The sequence below is a fragment of the Neptunicella sp. genome (assembly GCF_048268085.1).
In the GTDB taxonomy this organism is placed as follows: domain Bacteria; phylum Pseudomonadota; class Gammaproteobacteria; order Enterobacterales; family Alteromonadaceae; genus Neptunicella.
In genome coordinates, this window is record NZ_JBLWWF010000007.1 from 15,204 (window position 1) to 33,959 (window position 18,756).

Below are 18,756 nucleotides of genomic sequence, written 5' to 3' on the forward strand. Positions count from 1 at the left end.
ACATGACACAAAATATTTATGCTCCCACCCTGCCCAAAGGCAAGGGTGATCACCTCTATTGGGGAAATTTACAGGGCAGTAGTATGGCGTTGGCCATCGCCAATGCTGTAAAAAGTCGTTCCAGTTCAGTACTCATTGTGACCGCAGACACGCCTTCTGCTGTCAAGTTACAACAAGAGTTAGACTATTTCCTTAATCCTTCGACGTTGCCGGTCAAGGTTTTTCCCGATTGGGAAACCCTGCCCTATGATACATTTTCACCACACCAAGATATTATTTCGCAACGACTGGAAACCTTATATCGCCTAACCCAGCCAAAGCCTGGTGTATTTATAGTACCGGTTAATACCTTGTTGCTGCGCCTGGCACCAGTGGACTATTTGGCTCAATATCTCCTGCTACTCAATCAGGGCGATATGCTAAATATCGACGATTTCCGCAGCAATATGCAGCGCGCCGGTTACTATTCCGTTTCGCAGGTAATGAGCCATGGGGAATACTCCATCCGTGGCAGTATTGTTGATTTATTTCCCATGGGCTCCCGTCATCCTTATCGGATTGATTTATTTGATAACGAAGTAGACAGTATTCGTTTGTTCGATCCTGAAACTCAACGCGGTGGTGATAAAGTCAGTAAAATTAGACTGTTACCTGCCCATGAATTTCCCACTGATGATAAGGCGATTGATTTATTTCGTCAGCAGTTTGTCGATAAATTTGATGCCAGCAACGCTAAAGAATCACTATTTTATCAGGTTAGCAAGGGCATGATGCCCGCCGGTATCGAATATTATTTACCGCTGTTTTTTAAGCAAACCGCCACATTGTTCGACTATTTGCATCAAGACACCTTAATTATCAATTTGGGTGATCTTAAACCTTCAATTGAATTTTATTGGCGTGATCTCAGCGAACGCTACGAACAGCATCGTTATAATCCGTTACGCCCGTTAATGGCGCCTGCTGATTTATTTTTGCGGCAGGAAGAATTGTTTGCTCAATACAAACAATGGCCCCGCATCAGTTTATCGGTACAGCCAATTGAAGAAAAAGCCGGTAGGAGTAACTTTGCTACTGCCGTTATCGGTGATATAGCGATAAAACCCAATCTAAAAGTCCCTAATGCCTCAATACAACAGGCCATAAAAGACTGGCAAGCGGAAGGTCGCTTGGTCATGTTCAGTGCCGAATCCCAAGGACGACGGGAAAGTTTGTTAGAGCTACTGGCAAAAATGGGTCATAAACCCCACGAATTTGAACACTTGCAGGCTTTCTTTGACAGCGGTGAAGCGATTGGTATCAGCATCGGCTGGGCCGAACATAGTTTTTTACTCGAACAGCAAGGCAAAAAGTTAGCCTTTATCACCGAAACAGAATTACTCGGACATCGAATTAGTCAACGACGTTTGCGAGATAAACGTCAAGCAACCGATGAAAATGCGGTTATTCGCAATCTGGCCGAATTATCCATTGGCCAGCCTGTGGTGCATCTTGATCACGGTGTAGGCCGTTATCTTGGCTTGCAAACTCTGGATGCAGGGGGTATCAACACCGAGTATTTATGTATCGAGTACGCCAAGCAATCCAAGCTTTACGTTCCCGTCGCTTCATTACATTTAATCAGCCGTTATAGTGGTGGCGATAATGAGCATGCACCTTTACACCAATTAGGATCAGACACCTGGAGTAAAGCAAAAAGCAAAGCTGCTGAAAGAGTACGTGATGTGGCAGCACAATTATTGGATGTTTATGCCCAACGAGCCGCCAAACCTGGTTACGCGTACCCAATAAACTGGGATGAATACCGGGCTTTTGCCGACAGTTTTGCGTTTGAAGAAACCCCCGATCAACAGCAAGCTATCAGTGCTGTGATCAACGATATGGGCCGCGATAGTGCCATGGATAGATTAGTCTGTGGGGATGTTGGATTCGGCAAAACCGAAGTAGCAATGCGCGCCGCCTTTTTAGCTGCCAACGATGGCAAACAAGTGGCGATTTTGGTGCCTACTACCTTATTAGCCCAACAACATTACGATAACTTTAAAGATCGTTTTGCCAACTGGCCATTCCGCATCGAGGTCATGTCCCGTTTTCGTTCTGGCAAAGAACAAAAAGGCACAATATCGGGGTTAGATGAAGGTAAAGTGGACATTGTTATCGGTACCCATAAATTGTTACAGGATGACGTTAAATTCGATAATCTGGGGCTGGTCATTATTGATGAGGAACACCGTTTTGGTGTACGCCAAAAAGATAAATTTAAGGCCTTGCGCGCCGAGGTAGATATTTTAACCTTAACGGCCACTCCCATCCCCCGTACTCTTAATATGGCTTTTAGCGGCATGCGCGATTTATCCATTATCGCCACTCCACCAGCTAAACGTTTAGCAATCAAAACCTTTGTCCATCAGCGGGATAAGAATATTATTCGCGAAGCCATCATGCGAGAAATATTACGTGGTGGGCAAGTGTATTTCCTGCATAACGAAGTAGACAGTATCGAAAAAACCGCTCAGGAACTGGCTGAAATTGTTCCTGAAGCAAGAATTGCTATCGGTCACGGGCAAATGCGTGAGAAAGAACTAGAACGGGTTATGACGGACTTTTATCATCAGCGTTTTAATTTGTTGCTCTGTACCACCATTATCGAAACCGGTATTGATGTGCCCTCGGCCAATACCATTATTATGGATAGAGCAGATCATCTCGGTTTAGCCCAAATGCACCAACTGCGTGGCCGGGTGGGACGTTCCCATCATCAGGCTTATGCCTATTTACTCACGCCCCATCCTAAACGTATTACCAAAGACGCCAAAAAACGTCTTGACGCCATTGCCAGCGCTGAGGATTTAGGTAGCGGATTCACCTTGGCGACCCATGATTTAGAGATCCGTGGAGCCGGCGAATTACTCGGTGACGATCAGTCAGGCCAAATTGCCTCCGTAGGGTTCTCACTGTATATGGAAATGTTGGAACAAGCGGTAAAAGCCCTGAAAGAAGGCAAAGAACCCTCTCTAGAAGCGGTGATGGCGACTCAAACTGAAATTGATTTACGTCTGCCAACGCTATTACCGGAAGATTATATCGGGGACGTAAATACGCGCTTGTCCCTATACAAAAAAATTGCCAGCGGCAAAAATAAAAATGATTTAGATGAAATCCAGATTGAATTGATTGATCGCTTTGGTTTACTTCCACCAGCGGCTAAAAATTTGTTTAAAGTCAGTGAATTAAAACTACTTTCACAGCAAATTGGGATTAAAAAAGTTGAAGCTCATGCTCGCGGTGGCATAATTGAATTCAGCGAACACACTCGAATTGATCCCGGTTATATTATTAAGCTAATTCAAACCCGTTCAGATAGGTTTAAACTGGATGGTCCACAAAAACTGAAGTTAAGCTTAAATGCCGACGATAATCAGCAGAGAATTGAACTGATCAGCGATATGCTGAACGAATTCTCACAACACATGCAGGCGACAGCATCTTGATAAATAAATTATGGCCCTTTGCCTTATTAGCAACCAGTTTGATTAGTCCTTCTGTCATTAGCGAAGAACAAGATTGGTGGTTTGATGTTGAAGTGATCTTATTTAGTCGTGATGCAGAACAGGTCGATGAGGTTTTTGAACCGGTAGTTAAACCTATCGATGTCCATCGCTCAACAGATCTGTTGACGGCATATTTGGCCCCGGATTTATCATACTTACAGCAAATGTTACCGGCTTGCCAAGCGTCCGAGCATTTTCCAATGGCAACATTTCGTCTTGAGGGCAATCCGCTCTGGGATCCAGACTTAAGCAACTCCACGGTTACGCCCGTGATATTGCCATACTGGTTCGCACCACCGAACTGGCAACAGCTAACTCGACTGGATTGTTTAACTGAACAAAACTGGTTTGACCCCAAAATAAAACCTCCCTTACCTACTGAGGTTCCGGTGCATATTAGCGGAATAAGTCAACGTTATCCGGTTGCCAGCCATTTACTCAGTGCCGAACAACTAGAATTAAATTCAATTTATCAGCAACTTAACCGGTTACGCGGGGTTCAGCCCATGCTCCATGTGGGATGGCGTCAACAGGTGGTGTTTGGACGCGATAACGCTAAAGCCATCCGTCTATTTGCCGGTCATAATTATTCGGATCAATTTGATTATTGGGGAAATCAACTTGCCCCGGAACCAATCAATAGCCCCCTTCTAGAAGCTGCTGATACCCAACCCCATCAAAATCTGGTTGAACGAATTGAACTGGCCCTCAAAAATGATGCGTTGCCAGCAATCATCAAAAAGAAGGAAGAATTTGTACAACAGGAGTTTTCCGGTCAAATTCCGGCACAAGTGTGGCAATTAGACGGTTTATTCAAAGTTTATTTGCAATATATTAACCGGGTGCCCTATTTACATATCGATAGTCAGTTTAACTATCGTAAACCAGATGCCTTGGACACAACGCTAACCGCTCAAACCAATCATCTTAACGGGCCTCCGGAACAGTTTTTATATAGCTATCCGTTTAAACAATTACGCCGCGTTATTAGTCAGGAAATCCATTATTTTGATCACCCCTACATTGGTATGATTGTCCAAATTCGTCGCTATCATATCCCTGCACTGCCTAAAGAAGAGCAGAATTAATTGATGAAAATATATACCAAAGGTGGTGATAAAGGTGAGACCCAAATTTATGCCGATAAACCATTACGCCTGAAGAAATCCGCCAATGAACTGGAATGTTACGGTACGCTGGATGAATTAAATGCACATATCGGTATGTTAACAGCACAGTTAACCAGCCAAGCACCTGCTCTGCTGACAGAAATACAACAAGCCTTATTTCAGATTGGATTTGCCATTTCAGCAACCAGTCAGTTATCAGCCCACGATTTGGATAAACTGGAACGAGCAATTGATGACATGCAGGCTAATTTACCCGCCCAAACCAGCTTTATCCTTCCCGGCGGTACGCTTGCAGCCAGCCAGGCCCATATTTGTCGCACCGTGGCAAGACGTGCCGAACGTCATCTGGTAAGACTGACCGAACAGCACCAAGTGGCAGAGTTAAATTTAAGTTATATCAACCGCTTATCCGATTACTTTTACGTACTGGCACGACACATTAATTTTGCCAGCGGTGAACCAGAAGCAAAAGTGTAATTTTTCCTGAAAACGAGACAACTTAAGAAAAGCGTTCAAGTACTTGCTGGGCTTGTTGCCATTTTGAAGACTCTTTCAAGGTTGCCATTGTCGGACTGGTCGGTTTAGCCATGGTCTTTAATCTGTCGCTGGCTTGATAATCAATAGGTAAACCATCTAGCACTTGGATAGCTCCGGCCTGGTTGTTACACACCAATACCATATCGCAGCCAGCTTGCATGGCTGCCTTCGCCCGGTCAGCAAATCCCCCTACCACTGAAGCACCATGCATGGATAAATCATCGGAAAAGACCACACCGTCAAAATCGAGCTTTTTACGTAAAATTTCTCTTAACCATTTACTCGAAAACCCTGCAGGAAGCTTATCCACTTTAGGGTAAACAACATGAGCCGGCATAACCGCATCCAGTAATCCGCGCTGATGTACTTCGGTAAAAACCCGCATATCGCTACTCATGATTTCTTCCGCAGAACGTTTATCCACCGGACTGCTAGTGTGGGAATCCTCCAACACGCTGCCATGACCAGGAAAATGCTTGGCACAGGATTTCATTCCGGCTTGATGCATTCCCTGAATAAAACGACTGGCTAACTCGATTATAATGGTTTCTTTTTGATGAAAGCTGCGATCACCGATCATCTCAGACACTCCGCAAATATCCAGTACAGGAGCGAAACTAATATCAATATCGAAGGCCAATATCTCGGCGGCCATCAGCCAACCAAGCATTTCCGCATTGGGACTGGCGATTTCCATATCTGAACTGGCATTAGTATATATTCTGCCCATCGCCGGAATGGGACTGAATCCTTCTTTAAAACGCTGTACCCGCCCGCCTTCCTGATCCACAGCAATCAACACCTGATTGCGCGAATAGGTGCGGATTTGTCGGGTTAATTCAGTTAATTGAGCGTGGTCATGATAGTTGCGACTAAACAAAATTATCCCGCCAACCAAAGGATGATCGAGAATTTCTTTTTCATCAGCATTAATCTCGTAAGCTGATAAATCCAGCATTAAAGGACCCATGAAAACCTTCAATTAAAAGAGTCAGTTAGATAGGCGACTATAAAAGATGAGGAATAATTTTAAAAGCGGATAGGTGATATAAGAGGATAAATTAAGCCACAATAATTAATTTGCCATAAAGTAAAATATTACTTCAATTACCCCGCAATAAATGCTTATAATATGAGCGATTCTCCAGTTACATGCCTTGAGCGCGCTTTATGTGCGCTTTTTTTTGTCTGTAATTCAGTAATGACCTCGTTTGCTAGCTTATTATTTTACCAAACAGGATCAAAAACGCCGCTATATACAACCATATATAGCGGCGTTTTTAGTTATTAAATCAATATATTAGGCGACAGATTGCTTATCTTGTTCCTGTTGCTTTCCTTCCAGTACGCCTGGCTTGAACGTATCAACACTAATCGCTTTAACACGTAACGCCTCTGCTCGTTTCAGTTGTTCCGCTTCATGCTCGGAAATCACTTCTTTTTGCAGCGCATTGTCCACCGTTTGCTGGAAAATGGTTTTACGCGGGATCAATCCTTCTTTTTGCGCAACAAGAATTTTCTTCTCAATTGCGACCACTTCGTGCATGGCTAAAAATGCACTTTCAACAACCCCTACTGAATCATCGTCTTGCTTACCGATATAACATAAGTGAGTTAGACGATCTCTAGCTACACCAGGTTGCATCAAGGCGTTACTGACTTGTTGAGTGACATCATCTTTAGGCATTTGGTAATTAATCCCGTAAGGGAAAATAACCAGTTTTAATACCCGCGCCACAAAACGGCTGGTGAAGTTTTGGAAAAATCCGTCAAACGCAACACCAATTTTAAATAAACAACGCTCCAAACTGTATTGTACGAAAGGTAAATCGGCCACCTGACGGCCGTCATCTTCATAGCGTTTCAGGATACAGGAAGCAATATATAGCTGGCTCAATACATCACCCAAACGGGCAGAAATCATTTCCTTACGTTTTAAGTCTCCACCTAATATCAACATGGAAAAATCAGCAGCTAACGCCAACCCTTTCGACATACGGGATAATTGCTTGTAGTAAGATGCTGTAACACCCGACACTGGTGCACCGTTAAAACGTCCTCCGGTTAACCCCTGGAATAATGAACCAAAGAAGTTTTTAGTTGCGAACCCGACGTGGTTAACCAACAACTTATCGAAATCTTTTAAGCCTTGCTCTTTATCCGCATTAGCCGCGGCTTCCATTTCTGCAAACACATATGGATGACAACGGGTTGCACCTTGGCCAAAAATCATCAGGTTACGGGTCAGAATATTCGCCCCTTCAACTGTAATCGCCACTGGCGTCCCAAAGTACTGATGAGCCAAATAGTTCATTGGCCCGATTTGTACCCCTTTGCCCGAGTGAATATCCATTGCATCGTTAAGTAATTCCCGCGACATTTCGGTCATATGATACTTGGCAATAGCCGTTACCACCGATGGGCTTTCACCTAAATCAATGGCTCCCGCCGTCATCGTACGCATCGCTTCCAATGTATAGGTTAATCCACCAATCCGGCCCATCGCTTCCTGTACGCCTTCGAATTTACCGATAGACAATCCAAACTGCTTACGAATGGCCGAATAAGCCCCGGTCGTACGGGCGGATAAATGCGCGGTAGAGGTAGCCAGTGCCGGTAATGAAATACCACGTCCCGCAGATAAACACTCCACCAACATGCGCCAGCCACGGCCGGCATAATCAGGTCCACCAATAATCCAATCCAGCGGGATAAAGACATCTTTACCACTAGTGGTGCCGTTCATAAAGGCCATCGCGACCGGAAAATGGCGATCGCCAATATTCACCCCTTCATGACTGGTAGGAATTAACGCACAGGTAATACCGAGCTCTTTTTGATCCCCTAATAAGCCGTCAGGATCGTACATTTTAAACGCTAAACCTAACACGGTAGAAACCGGGGCCAAGGTAATGTAACGCTTATCCCAATTCAGTTTCAGCCCTAACACTTCTTTACCTTCATGTGTCCCTTTACATACCACGCCAGTATCAGGAATCCCGCCAGCGTCAGAACCGGCTTCAGGAGCAGTTAAGGCAAAACAGGGAATATCGGTTCCATCTGCTAATCGGGGTAACCAAAATTCTTTCTGTTGCTGGGTCCCATAATGCATTAACAGCTCACCTGGGCCTAAAGAGTTAGGCACCATTACCGTTACAGCACAGCTTAGTGAACGACTCGAAATCCGCGACACAATAGTTGAACTGGCAATCGCAGAAAACTCTAAGCCACCAAAGGATTTAGGAATAATCATGGCGAAAAAGCCGTTGTTCCGCAGGTAATCCCAGACCGGTTTAGGCAAGTCTTTATCTTCATGGACAATTTTATAGTCATCCAGCATCGCCAGCAGCGTTTCGAGCTGATTATCCACAAACGCTTGCTCTTCATCGCTTAACCGTGGTTTGGCATAAGCATGCAAGGTATTCCAGTCTGGTTTGCCTTTAAACAATTCTCCTTCCCACCAAATAGAACCGGACTCCATCGCTTCGCGTTCGGTACTCGACATGGGAGGCAAGATCTTTTTGAAAATATCAAACACCGGTTTGGTAATCAGGCTACGCCTTATCCCGGTTACGCCCAGCACAATGGCCAAAGCAACGATAATAATGAGTAAAATAGACATGTTGGTACCTTCTTAAGCTATGTCGAGAACAGAGTGATTAGTATTATTATTAGTTGGAACTGGCACATTGATTGGTGCGACAGTACCGGCTGAAATATAAGGAATGAGTCGTTTGATAATCCCTTCTATATTAACTATTTGTTGGTAATCTGCCGCGGCAATATCACCTAGCGCTTTACTTGATGCCATGGTGAAAACGAAAGTGCCGATGGCAAAATGTAAACGCCAAAATATTTCGCTTGCTGGTAATTCAGGGGCAGCCAGATGAACCGCTTCTACAAAACGTTTCAGCACTCCCCCATAATGGGTTTGAATATATTTGCGTAAATGCCCCTGAGATTCAGAGTATCCACGACCTAAAAGCTGCACAAAAATTGCCGTTCCCTGTTTCTGTACTGAATTAAGTAACAATAAAGGCTCCACTAAACTATTGAATACCTGATCCATAGTAGGTTGCGGATTGTGTTGTAGCAGCACAGTTAACTGCTTTTCCAGCGCAGGTGCCAACACTTGCAAATAGCGTTGCAATACCTCCTGGATTAACATTTTTTTTGAACCAAAGTGATAATTCACTGAAGCCAAATTTACTGACGCTTTAGTGGTTATCGCCCGCAATGATGTATCGGCAAAGCCATGTTCAGCAAACAGTAGCTCGGCAGCATCAAGAATTTCAGTTTTGGTGGTCACACTCATATTAAACAGCCATTTCAAACGAGAGTTTGAATTTATAAGTAAACGAGACAAAATTCAAGCGCGCGTTTGAATTATTTAGTATTTAACATTGTTCAAGCCACGACTATGGCTGACGACAGACAACAACCCGTTGTTTGCTATACTAAAATGCTTAAAAATAAAACAATCAAGGAATGGACAATATGATCAAACGCAAATTTACCCTCAGTGCATTAGTCGTTGCCTCGTTAATCGCCTGTACACCACAAAAAAAACCAGAAAAACCCGATACACCAGAAAAAAATGTTCCCGCTGTTAATAGCGGAGATACGACACACGCAAACACTGCTCTGACTGCGCAAGATGCCGCAGCATTCTTAACCATGGCCCAACATGATCTGGAAAAAATTCAATTACCTGCCGCCCAGGCTTCTTGGGTGTATAACACCAATATTAATTACGATACCGCTGCGGTGGAATCCTACTTAAGTGAAAAACTATCCAGTCGAGCATCTGAACTGGCCAAGCAAGCCGCACAATTTAATGAGGTCGATGTGGATTTTGATACACGTCGCCAACTAGATTTATTGCGCTACTCATTAACCATGCCTCCTCCAGCCGACCCGGACAAATCAGAACGGTTGGCAAAAATTAGTTCTGAATTAAATGGCATGTATGGAAAAGGTCAATATTGTCGGAATAAAGATGAATGTTTTAGCTTAGGTGATATGACAGCCTTTATGGCCAAGAGTCGTGATCCGGATTTATTGCTCGAGTATTGGAAAGGCTGGCGCGAAGTCTCTCCCCCCATGAAGGCAATGTTTGAAGAGCAAATTGAACTGGCTAATGAAGGAGCGCATGAACTCGGTTTTGCTAATGTTAGCGAACTTTGGCGAAGTAAATATGATATGCCAGCCGATGAGTTCCCCGCAACACTGGATAAGGCATGGGATCAGGTTAAGCCATTCTACGAAGCTCTACACTGCCATGTAAGAGCAAAATTGGGGGAATATTATGGTGAAGATGTCGTGTTACAAGACCAGCCTATTCCCGCGCATTTACTCGGTAATATGTGGGCGCAGACCTGGGGCAATATTTATGAACTGGTTAAGCCGGATCAAAAAATGGACGTTCCTGATGTCACCAACGCCCTTGAAACTCAGGGCTATGATGAAATTAAAATGGTTAAACAAGCAGAATCTTTCTTTTCTTCGTTAGGATTCGAGCCTTTACCTGATACATTCTGGGAACGCTCACTATTTACAAAACCCGCTGATAGAGATGTGGTTTGTCATGCCTCAGCCTGGGATTTGGATGATAAAGATGACCTTCGAATTAAAATGTGTATCCAGAAAACAGGTGAAGAATTCAACGTGATACATCACGAACTGGGGCATAATTATTATCAACGAGCCTACAAAAATGAACCACTACTCTATCGAAGTTCAGCGAATGACGGGTTCCATGAGGCGATAGGCGATACCATTGCGTTATCCATTACCCCCAAATATCTAAAACAGATTGGTCTTATTGATAAAATTCCGGATGAATCCAATGATATAGGCATGCTTATGCAGGTTGCACTGGATAAAATAGCGTTCTTACCTTTTGGATTGATGGTTGACCAATGGCGCTGGAAAGTGTTGTCAGGAGAGGTCGCACCAGAAGATTACAATACCGTTTGGTGGCAATTACGGGAAAAGTATCAAGGAGTGAAAGCACCGATTGAGCGCCCTGCCGATGCCTTTGATCCTGGGGCAAAATATCATGTTCCCGCTAATGTGCCCTACACTCGCTATTTTTTGGCTCATATTCTCCAGTTCCAATTCCACAAAGCGTTGTGTGAAATTGCCGGCGATGAAGGTCCAGTGCATCGCTGTTCCATATATGGCAGCAAAAAAGCCGGTGAAGCGCTAAATAACATGCTCGCCATGGGGCAAAGTAAACCTTGGCAAGACGCACTACAAACCCTAACCGGTTCAAGAGAAATGGATGCCACTGCAGTCCTGGACTATTTTGCACCATTAAAAGCCTGGCTGGATGAGCAAAATAAAGGTCGCACCTGCGGCTGGTAAAATAGGATTATCATTCTGGCTGCTGGCTGGCGGAACGGATTTCGCCAGTCGGCTTTTGTCATTATTACCCCTCTAAATAAAAATATCGTCATTTGATTACCACTTGGGAACGCATGGGTTCTGGTTGAACCTTCGCCTCACACCAAAATGTCAGGCTTAAGCTATCGTTAAGTATTTGCTAGTAACGTTACCCACATCGTAGTAACGGTTGGAGTACTTAATTTGCGTTTCCTACTTATTTGTTTCATGGCATGTTTTAGTGCGTGTACTTTGGCTAAGCCAGCTCCTGACTTTCCAATCAACGACACAACGCTTGCTGATTCGCTATCTGATTTAAAAGGTAAGGTGATTTATCTCGATTTCTGGGCATCATGGTGCAAGCCATGCCGAAAGTCGTTCCCCTGGATGAATACAATGCATCAGCAATATGCAGACAAGGGATTAGTCGTGCTAGCGGTTAATCTGGATAGTGATACCGCAATGGCCAAACAATTTTTACAACATATACCGGCTCAATTTCCGATTGTTTTTAATCCTACAGGAAGCATTGCCGAGCTATATGATCTATTGGGAATGCCCAGTAGTTTCCTAATAGACCGCAGCGGCACTATACGTTACTCCCATCAAGGATTCTTCGTCGATAAGCAAAGCGGTTATGAACATGAATTACTTACATTACTTAATAAAACGGAGTAACCACAATGAAAAATAAATTATTGCGTATTACTTTTGTCGTTACTTTACTGCAGTTATCCGGATGCGCTTCACTCGGTGTCAATCCATGGGAAAGAGATCTGCTGGCAAAAGATGAAATGATGTTAGATGCTGACAGTATTGATGTTGGGCTGGATGAGCATATTTACTTTAGTAAAGAAGCGACAAGTGGTGGTCGCGCATTTGGTGGTGGAGGTTGTGGATGCAACTAACAAAACACGCCAATATAAATACCGCGCTGGCCGCTGCGACATGTGCTTTATTAGGTACATCAACGAGTGCGACAGCGGCAGACGACGATGAAGGCTGGCAATTTGATACTGCAGTGCTTTATTACGGCGAAACCGATAGAGTCACCGCTCTGGAAACCGTGCTCAATGCCCGCAAAGATTTTGGCGATGAACATATATTCAACGGCAAAATGGTGGTGGATGCATTAACGGGTGCTTCAGCTTCCGGTGCAGTGGCACAGCCTGATATTCAGACCTTTACTCGACCTTCAGGCAAAGGTCAGTATCAGATTAATCCTGGTGATACACCATTGGATGACACATTTCATGACACTCGTGTGCAAGTTGATGCACAGTGGACTCAACCACTATTCTCTGACACAAGAATTACATCCGGCGCTCATCTGTCAAAAGAATATGATTATCTGTCTATTGCCTTGAATACTTCACTGGCATGGGATTTTTACAACAAAAACACCACATTATCGGCTGGCTTATCCTACGCCTATGACAGCATTGATCCTGAAGGGGGCCGACCTGTCGCACTTTCATCAATGGTTATTGATAACGGACAATTTAGCAGTGAGCAGGCCTATCAAAATGCCTTTGATGCCACTCGTCTGGATGGGAGTGATAACAAAGATACCATTGATTTGTTACTCGGGGTGACACAAGTCATCAACCGCAGAACCATTATGCAATTTAATTATGGGTTGTCACAAATTGACGGCTACCTGACCGATCCATTCAAAGTCGTTAGTTTGGTGGACCAACAAGGATTCACTCAACAATTATTGTATGAGAATCGACCAGATTCACGTACTCGGCATAATTTTTACTGGCAAACTAAATATGCGATGGATAGCGGCGTTGCAGATGTCTCCTACCGTTTTTCCACTGATGATTGGGACATTGATTCTCACACCATTGACAGTAAATTACGCTTTAACCTCAGTAACCATAGTTATATTCAACCGCATTTTCGGTACTATCAGCAAAGCGCCGCTGACTTTTATACGCCCTTCTTGAACCAACAAGATAGCGTACCGGAATTTGCCAGCGCCGATTATCGAATTGGTGAGATGACGGCTTACACTCTGGGGGTAAAATATGGAACGACGTTGAATAATGGTAATGAACTGGCCTTCAGGCTGGAGTATTATCAACAAACACCCAAAAATAATGGCGTTGAACTTCCGGGAGTTTTGCAGCAACAAGCCCTATTTCCGACAGTAAAAGCGGTTATTGCGCAGGTAAATTATAGCTTCTAAGCCACAGATAGGGACTATCTGGATTGATGAATAGCCACATTACTATCCAAGTAAATAACGACCACATATGTGGTCGTTTTAGTGCTATGGCCAGTCCTTGTGAAATACTGATTGAGAGTGACGATAAGGATGTCGCTATGCGCTTAGTCGAACAGGCTTACAACGAAGCTAAACGGATTGAGCACAAATTCAGTCGTTATTTGGATACCAGTATCATTAGCCAGATAAACCAGGCAAATGGTCACCCCGTAAGCTTGGATAATGAAACATTTAAGTTACTTACCTTTGCCGATACCTGTTTTGAGTTGAGTCAGGGATTATTCGATATTACTTCAGGTGTATTGAGAAAAATCTGGAAGTTTGATGGTTCAGACAATATACCCACTGCCGAACAGGTAGACTCATTGCAAAAATCCATTGGTTGGCGACGGGTTAAATTCGACAGCCAGTCAGTTACCCTGCCCCGTGGATTTGAATTGGACTTTGGCGGTATCGGTAAAGAATATGCGGTAGATTCAGTCGCTAAATTATGTCAAAAACTTGCCCCAACTGTTTCGGTATTAGTCAATTTCGGCGGAGATGTGCAAATCACTTGTCCACGTAAACAAGGTAAAGGATGGCAAATTGGTATTGAACATCCGGATATTGAAGATACTCCTTATAAAATCATTCAACTCGCTCAAGGTGGACTGGCGACGAGTGGTGATGCTCGACGTTACCTGCTAAAAGATGGCGTCCGCTACAGCCATATTTTAAATCCCAAAACCGGCTATCCAGTCAAAGATGCTCCACGTTCGGTAACCGTCATCAATCAGCATTGTATACAGGCTGGATTGATAACCACCATTGCTTTATTGCAGGGGCCCCAAGCCGAATCATTTTTACAACAACAACAGGTACAATATTGGTGTATTCGTTAGTCGCCAATAAATTATATTGAAGAATAATTTTACCTAGCTTCAGAAATTGTTAAGGTTATCTCAATATGCTGTTATTAAATAACTGATGTAGATCCTCATTTGAACTTTATCCAACTTTCAAATCGTTACGCATTAGGCCGCACTGCCAATATGCTGTTTTTGTCATTTTGTTGCTCTCAGACCTTCGCCTGTGAGAAACCGGTTGATGTCGATTTTATTATCCACCCAATCTTTGACGAAAGTCAGCCGGATATAATCTGGCTCCATAAATTGGCCAACTCTTTACATATTGATACCAAACCAGTCACCTTGGAAAATGAAGTGGCTTTTATGCCGCCATGCGACCTAAACGAAGACGATTTAGCAGAGGTAGAAAGGCATTTACGCAGCAGGCGTTATATTCGTGACGCCAAAGTAGTCGCAAAAATCGATGAACAAGGTCATCAGAAAGTACAAGTTGAGACGTGGGACAACTGGTCACTGCTGCCGACCGTTGACTTCGGTCGCAAAGGCGGTAAAAACCATTTTGCCATCGGCGTTAAAGATAGAAATGTGTTGGGATTAGGCATTGATGCTGATTTTGATTACTTTACCAATCCACAACGCAATGGCTACAAACTGGACAGCCAAATTCCGTTATTTATTGGCCTCAATAGCGTCGCCAACATCCGTTTACAAAACAATAATGATGGAAAACAGCTTTCTGTTTATTTAGATAAACCTTTTGTCAGCCTTAAATCTGACTATGCCGGTCGAATCGGTTATAACCACGAAACCCGCACTGATAGCATTTATCAAAACAGCCACGACATGTATCAGTTTAAACATGAGTTGCATTATGGCGAGTTAAGTTATGGCTGGTTAGATCAACACGATGGTGAGTCCACATTTCGTTACTTAATTGGCTTTCAAAGCCAAGTGGATTACTTCGAATCAATTAATACCACCGATACGGTGCCTGACGACAGGGAGTTTAACTATGTCTGGTTTGGTATCGAGTACATTGAAAATGGCTATAAAGAATTAAACAATATTCACCTAATTGATCGGATTGAGGATTTTAATCTGGGATGGTACTTCAGCAGTCAAGTAGGCGTTAGCCCCGCGAATAACAATACTGAGACTAGCCTGTTATGGAACTGGCAAGTAAGTAAGGGAATTGAAATTAATGACGATACCTTATTGCTAACCCATATTGATGTTGAGTCCAATAAAACCATAAATCAGCCCCGTCGCCTCAAGGCAGAGGTGAATGCCGAGCTATTTTATCAACTCGCTGCAAAATGGGCCCTTTATGGCAAAGCGTTGAGTACCTTTTCGCGTAATCAATTTATCGACCAGCCAGTTACATTAGGGGGGGATAATAATTTACGTGGTTATCCAGAACAATATCAGCATGGTGATAACAGTATTCTGCTCACTTCTGAAATTCGTTATTATCCGCGGATTAATTTATTTAAGTTATTCGAATTAGGCGGCACGGCCTTTTTTGATATGGGCAGAACAACGGGTTCTCCATTAATGCCCAACGATGAAAATGGCTGGTTGAAAAGTATTGGATTGGGCGCCCGTTTTTATTCCACCCGTTCCAGCGAGCAACAAGTTATCCATATGGATCTGGCCCATCCCATCTCTGCCAATCCAGACATTAGCAATTGGGAAATCCGTCTCGAAGTCAAACATGCTTTTTAATTAGTGTCTTTCTGATTGACTGTGGGGTGCTGACAACGAGGAACCCATTCCCACCACTGATGCTGACCATTGGCTTTATTATTCTGAGTTTGGTAAATATCCCACGTTACTAAGTAATCGGGGTTGAGCATTTTGCGCTGTTGACTACTGGTATGGTATTCACCTTTAGGGGCGCTAAACCAACAAGATAAGTCTATCGGTAGAATAAAATCCGCTTGATTACCCTGGCCTTCACTAAGTAATTGCAGTGTAATCCCTTTTTCCTGATCAACCTGGGTCACCTGTCCTGCCAATAATGTTTGCTTAATGATCTGCCCTTGTAAGTCAAAGTAGGTTAACCCAATGACACACCTTTTATCTAAACAGTCCTGTAAGCTAGTTAGTGACTTCATCATTAATGCGCCAATGGCGCCACTCCAGTGGCAGGGTTATTAGCTAAACCAATATCTCTGGCGTGCTGCTCAAAACCTTTATTTTTCCAGAAAAAGGCGCCAGGCATGGTGGTGGGTATGACCAGAATATAGAACAGTGCCCGGCCTATCGCTGCGGTAAAACAGTTTAGCAAGGCTAATCCTGTCCATAGCAACAAAATTAGCGGAGGATTCACCCCAACAACATTTAACGCCAGCAAGCCTAATGCGGCCAAAATATTAAATCCCAGCAACCAGTTGCGTAATACATAGGTTTTACCAAAGGTGGTGGATTGAATGTAGTGCGCCGCCCCGCCTTCATTTTCACTGCGGTTAAGATCATACTGATGCCCCGCCAGACCAATTCCTTCGAGCAACATACCGCTGATAAAGGTCAGGGTAAAAATGGGCAGTGCGGCATTGAGACTTTGTTCCATCAGATATAGCGCAGTTAATACCACCGTACCGGAGACAAAGGCCCCCAACGACAAGCTGTTGCCCACAAAAGAAGTCGCGGTCTGCCAGTGATTCCAAAAAGGACGCGCTTTAATCTGATAACACTTATTCATATAATACAATCCGCCACAACCAGCTAGCAGGGCAAACAACCCTGCCCCAATCATTAGCTCTTGCATCGGCAATTCAGCCGTTAGACGGGCTAAATTCAGTCCGATTAGATCAGTACTGAGTTGATTGACCCATTGATTGCCCGGTAGGGCAAATAATGCGGTTAATCCGGCACCGGCACTAAACATCGCCAGTCCAAATCCCTCGCGACTCATAGGCGAATAACGCAAATTATTAAACCCCCGATAAAAACGAAAAGGTTTGCCTAAATGGGTCACACTCATAAACAACCCGAAAGACGTCATGACTACCGCCAGCACACACAAAGGTAAAAAAGCATCGGAGGCCATAAAAAGTTGCAGCGATTCATTACCCAGTAAGGCACCGATAAAAGGAATAAAGAACGTTCCTAATGCCGCTTGGGCAAATAAGGTAAATAACACGAGGGGATTTTCGCGGCTATTCAGTTTTGAAAAATTCCAATGCCGCGCCTTACCCACCTTTTGGTCAATGACCGGTTTGTAGTCACCTTTATTATCGCGATGATATTTAACCGGCATTGAATCGGTACGATTCATTTCAATTGGCATGGTTTTAGTTTGCTGGAAACGGATATTTGGATGGGTGATCTCCGGATCGGGAAAACCGGGAATTTGAGTTTTACATTGCTCCCGATTTTGCGGAGTATTTTCAATCACACCAAAATCCAGTGCATTGCCCACACAAGCAGACACACAAGCCGGCTTTAAACCCACTTCTAGTCTGTCTACACACATATTACACTTGGACACGCGACCTTTTACCGGATCAAGCTGTGGCGCGTTATAAGGGCAGACCCAGGTACAATAGCCACAACCGAAACAGGTTTCAGGATCTTGTAATACCGCACCGTATTCGGCATGTTTGGTATACGCTTTGGTGGGACAGCCTTTAAGACATACCGGATCATCACAGTGATTACAGGCCATCGAGATGTTCATACGTTTATAGTCGGGGTATGAGCCCCCTTCTACATATCCTACCGAACGAAAAGCAATATGCGCCGGATTCTCATTTTTTTCCGAACAAGCAGCTTCACAGGCGTGACAACCAATACAGTTATCCGCCGTAAAGAAAAAGCCATGTTGCTTATTGCGGTTAGGATTACTGCCTACTTCAGGGTTTTCATTAATAAACATCGATCGACCGGCAGGTAACCCGCTAAGATCGACCAAATCGATAAGTTGTCCGTAACGGTTTTTGTCAGCAATAGGTTGCTCGGGCAAAAAAGCATATTGTTGTTCCTGGGTGCGGACTTCCCAATGACTGGATCGGCCTTGTTGCTCATTACCCGTTTCCATTGCTTTTGGATCAAAGGTTTCTACC

At 43.9% G+C, this 18,756-nt stretch carries 14 protein-coding genes; 9 read left to right on the plus strand and 5 right to left on the minus strand.

Annotated features, from left to right (window positions below; translation table 11 throughout):
- Positions 1-2: 2 nt before the first annotated feature.
- From mfd to ACTD55_RS07320, 3 genes are read left to right on the plus strand one after another with little or no spacing between them, the layout of a single operon-like run.
- Positions 3-3,491 carry a transcription-repair coupling factor gene (mfd, locus tag ACTD55_RS07310; protein WP_438863668.1) on the plus strand — a complete coding sequence of 1,163 codons (3,489 nt, stop codon included), beginning with the start codon at positions 3-5 and terminating at the stop codon, positions 3,489-3,491.
- The gene (locus ACTD55_RS07315) at positions 3,488-4,639 is read left to right on the plus strand and encodes a CsiV family protein (RefSeq protein WP_438863669.1); all 1,152 of its coding nucleotides are present in this window, start codon (positions 3,488-3,490) and stop codon (positions 4,637-4,639) included. The genes mfd and ACTD55_RS07315 overlap by 4 nt, the downstream gene beginning before the upstream one ends.
- A 3-nt stretch (positions 4,640-4,642) precedes the next feature.
- Positions 4,643-5,158, plus strand: coding sequence for a cob(I)yrinic acid a,c-diamide adenosyltransferase (locus tag ACTD55_RS07320; protein WP_438863670.1), 516 nt, complete (start codon positions 4,643-4,645; stop codon positions 5,156-5,158).
- A 22-nt stretch (positions 5,159-5,180) separates the two neighbouring features.
- Here ACTD55_RS07320 and nagZ read toward each other — a convergent pair whose 3' ends face one another.
- The 3 genes from nagZ to ACTD55_RS07335 form a co-directional block, all read right to left on the minus strand.
- Complete coding sequence (nagZ, locus tag ACTD55_RS07325; RefSeq protein WP_438863671.1) at positions 5,181-6,176, minus strand: beta-N-acetylhexosaminidase; 996 nt, start codon at positions 6,174-6,176, stop codon at positions 5,181-5,183.
- 342 nt (positions 6,177-6,518) lie between these two features.
- The gene (locus ACTD55_RS07330) at positions 6,519-8,840 is read right to left on the minus strand and encodes an acyl-CoA dehydrogenase (RefSeq protein WP_438863672.1); all 2,322 of its coding nucleotides are present in this window, start codon (positions 8,838-8,840) and stop codon (positions 6,519-6,521) included.
- 12 nt (positions 8,841-8,852) lie between these two features.
- A complete protein-coding gene (locus ACTD55_RS07335; RefSeq protein WP_438863673.1) occupies positions 8,853-9,533 on the minus strand; it encodes a TetR/AcrR family transcriptional regulator in 681 nt (226 codons plus the stop codon).
- Between the two features lie 182 nt (positions 9,534-9,715).
- Between ACTD55_RS07335 and ACTD55_RS07340 the strand changes: the two genes are divergently transcribed.
- The 6 genes from ACTD55_RS07340 (at position 9,716) to ACTD55_RS07365 (ending at position 16,414) form a co-directional block, all read left to right on the plus strand.
- A complete protein-coding gene (locus ACTD55_RS07340) occupies positions 9,716-11,587 on the plus strand; it encodes a M2 family metallopeptidase (protein WP_438863674.1) in 1,872 nt (623 codons plus the stop codon).
- 246 nt (positions 11,588-11,833) lie between these two features.
- Complete coding sequence (locus ACTD55_RS07345; RefSeq protein ID WP_438863836.1) at positions 11,834-12,283, plus strand: TlpA disulfide reductase family protein; 450 nt, start codon at positions 11,834-11,836, stop codon at positions 12,281-12,283.
- Positions 12,284-12,288: 5 nt separating this feature from the next.
- Positions 12,289-12,513, plus strand: a complete 225-nt coding sequence (locus ACTD55_RS07350) for a DUF4266 domain-containing protein (RefSeq protein WP_438863675.1) — start codon at positions 12,289-12,291, stop codon at positions 12,511-12,513.
- Positions 12,504-13,802: a DUF3570 domain-containing protein gene (locus ACTD55_RS07355; protein ID WP_438863676.1), complete on the plus strand. Its 1,299-nt coding sequence runs from the start codon at positions 12,504-12,506 to the stop codon at positions 13,800-13,802. Before ACTD55_RS07350 ends, ACTD55_RS07355 begins: the two co-directional genes overlap by 10 nt.
- Positions 13,803-13,828: 26 nt before the next feature.
- Positions 13,829-14,722: an FAD:protein FMN transferase gene (locus tag ACTD55_RS07360; protein ID WP_438863677.1), complete on the plus strand. Its 894-nt coding sequence runs from the start codon at positions 13,829-13,831 to the stop codon at positions 14,720-14,722.
- A 99-nt stretch (positions 14,723-14,821) separates the two neighbouring features.
- Complete coding sequence (locus ACTD55_RS07365) at positions 14,822-16,414, plus strand: ShlB/FhaC/HecB family hemolysin secretion/activation protein (RefSeq protein ID WP_438863678.1); 1,593 nt, start codon at positions 14,822-14,824, stop codon at positions 16,412-16,414.
- Here ACTD55_RS07365 and ACTD55_RS07370 read toward each other — a convergent pair.
- Together ACTD55_RS07370 and ACTD55_RS07375 are read right to left on the minus strand one after the other, a co-directional pair.
- Positions 16,411-16,809 (minus strand): hypothetical protein, encoded by a 399-nt coding sequence (locus ACTD55_RS07370; protein WP_438863679.1) that lies wholly within the window; start codon positions 16,807-16,809, stop codon positions 16,411-16,413. The genes ACTD55_RS07365 and ACTD55_RS07370 overlap by 4 nt on opposite strands.
- Positions 16,809-18,731 (minus strand): DmsC/YnfH family molybdoenzyme membrane anchor subunit, encoded by a 1,923-nt coding sequence (locus ACTD55_RS07375; RefSeq protein ID WP_438863837.1) that lies wholly within the window; start codon positions 18,729-18,731, stop codon positions 16,809-16,811. The genes ACTD55_RS07370 and ACTD55_RS07375 overlap by 1 nt, the downstream gene beginning before the upstream one ends.
- Between the last annotated feature and the right edge of the window lie 25 nt (positions 18,732-18,756).

Coding starts and splice junctions, on each gene's coding strand:
- ACTD55_RS07335 (WP_438863673.1), bottom strand. CDS start 9,533: ATGAGTGTGACCACCAAAACTGAAATTCTTGATGCTGCCGAGCTACTG.
- ACTD55_RS07345 (WP_438863836.1), top strand. CDS start 11,834: ATGGCATGTTTTAGTGCGTGTACTTTGGCTAAGCCAGCTCCTGACTTT.
- nagZ (WP_438863671.1), bottom strand. CDS start 6,176: ATGCTGGATTTATCAGCTTACGAGATTAATGCTGATGAAAAAGAAATT.
- ACTD55_RS07360 (WP_438863677.1), top strand. CDS start 13,829: ATGAATAGCCACATTACTATCCAAGTAAATAACGACCACATATGTGGT.
- ACTD55_RS07375 (WP_438863837.1), bottom strand. CDS start 18,731: ATGGAAACGGGTAATGAGCAACAAGGCCGATCCAGTCATTGGGAAGTC.
- ACTD55_RS07355 (WP_438863676.1), top strand. CDS start 12,504: ATGCAACTAACAAAACACGCCAATATAAATACCGCGCTGGCCGCTGCG.
- ACTD55_RS07370 (WP_438863679.1), bottom strand. CDS start 16,809: ATGATGAAGTCACTAACTAGCTTACAGGACTGTTTAGATAAAAGGTGT.
- ACTD55_RS07340 (WP_438863674.1), top strand. CDS start 9,716: ATGATCAAACGCAAATTTACCCTCAGTGCATTAGTCGTTGCCTCGTTA.
- mfd (WP_438863668.1), top strand. CDS start 3: ATGACACAAAATATTTATGCTCCCACCCTGCCCAAAGGCAAGGGTGAT.
- ACTD55_RS07320 (WP_438863670.1), top strand. CDS start 4,643: ATGAAAATATATACCAAAGGTGGTGATAAAGGTGAGACCCAAATTTAT.
- ACTD55_RS07350 (WP_438863675.1), top strand. CDS start 12,289: ATGAAAAATAAATTATTGCGTATTACTTTTGTCGTTACTTTACTGCAG.
- ACTD55_RS07330 (WP_438863672.1), bottom strand. CDS start 8,840: ATGTCTATTTTACTCATTATTATCGTTGCTTTGGCCATTGTGCTGGGC.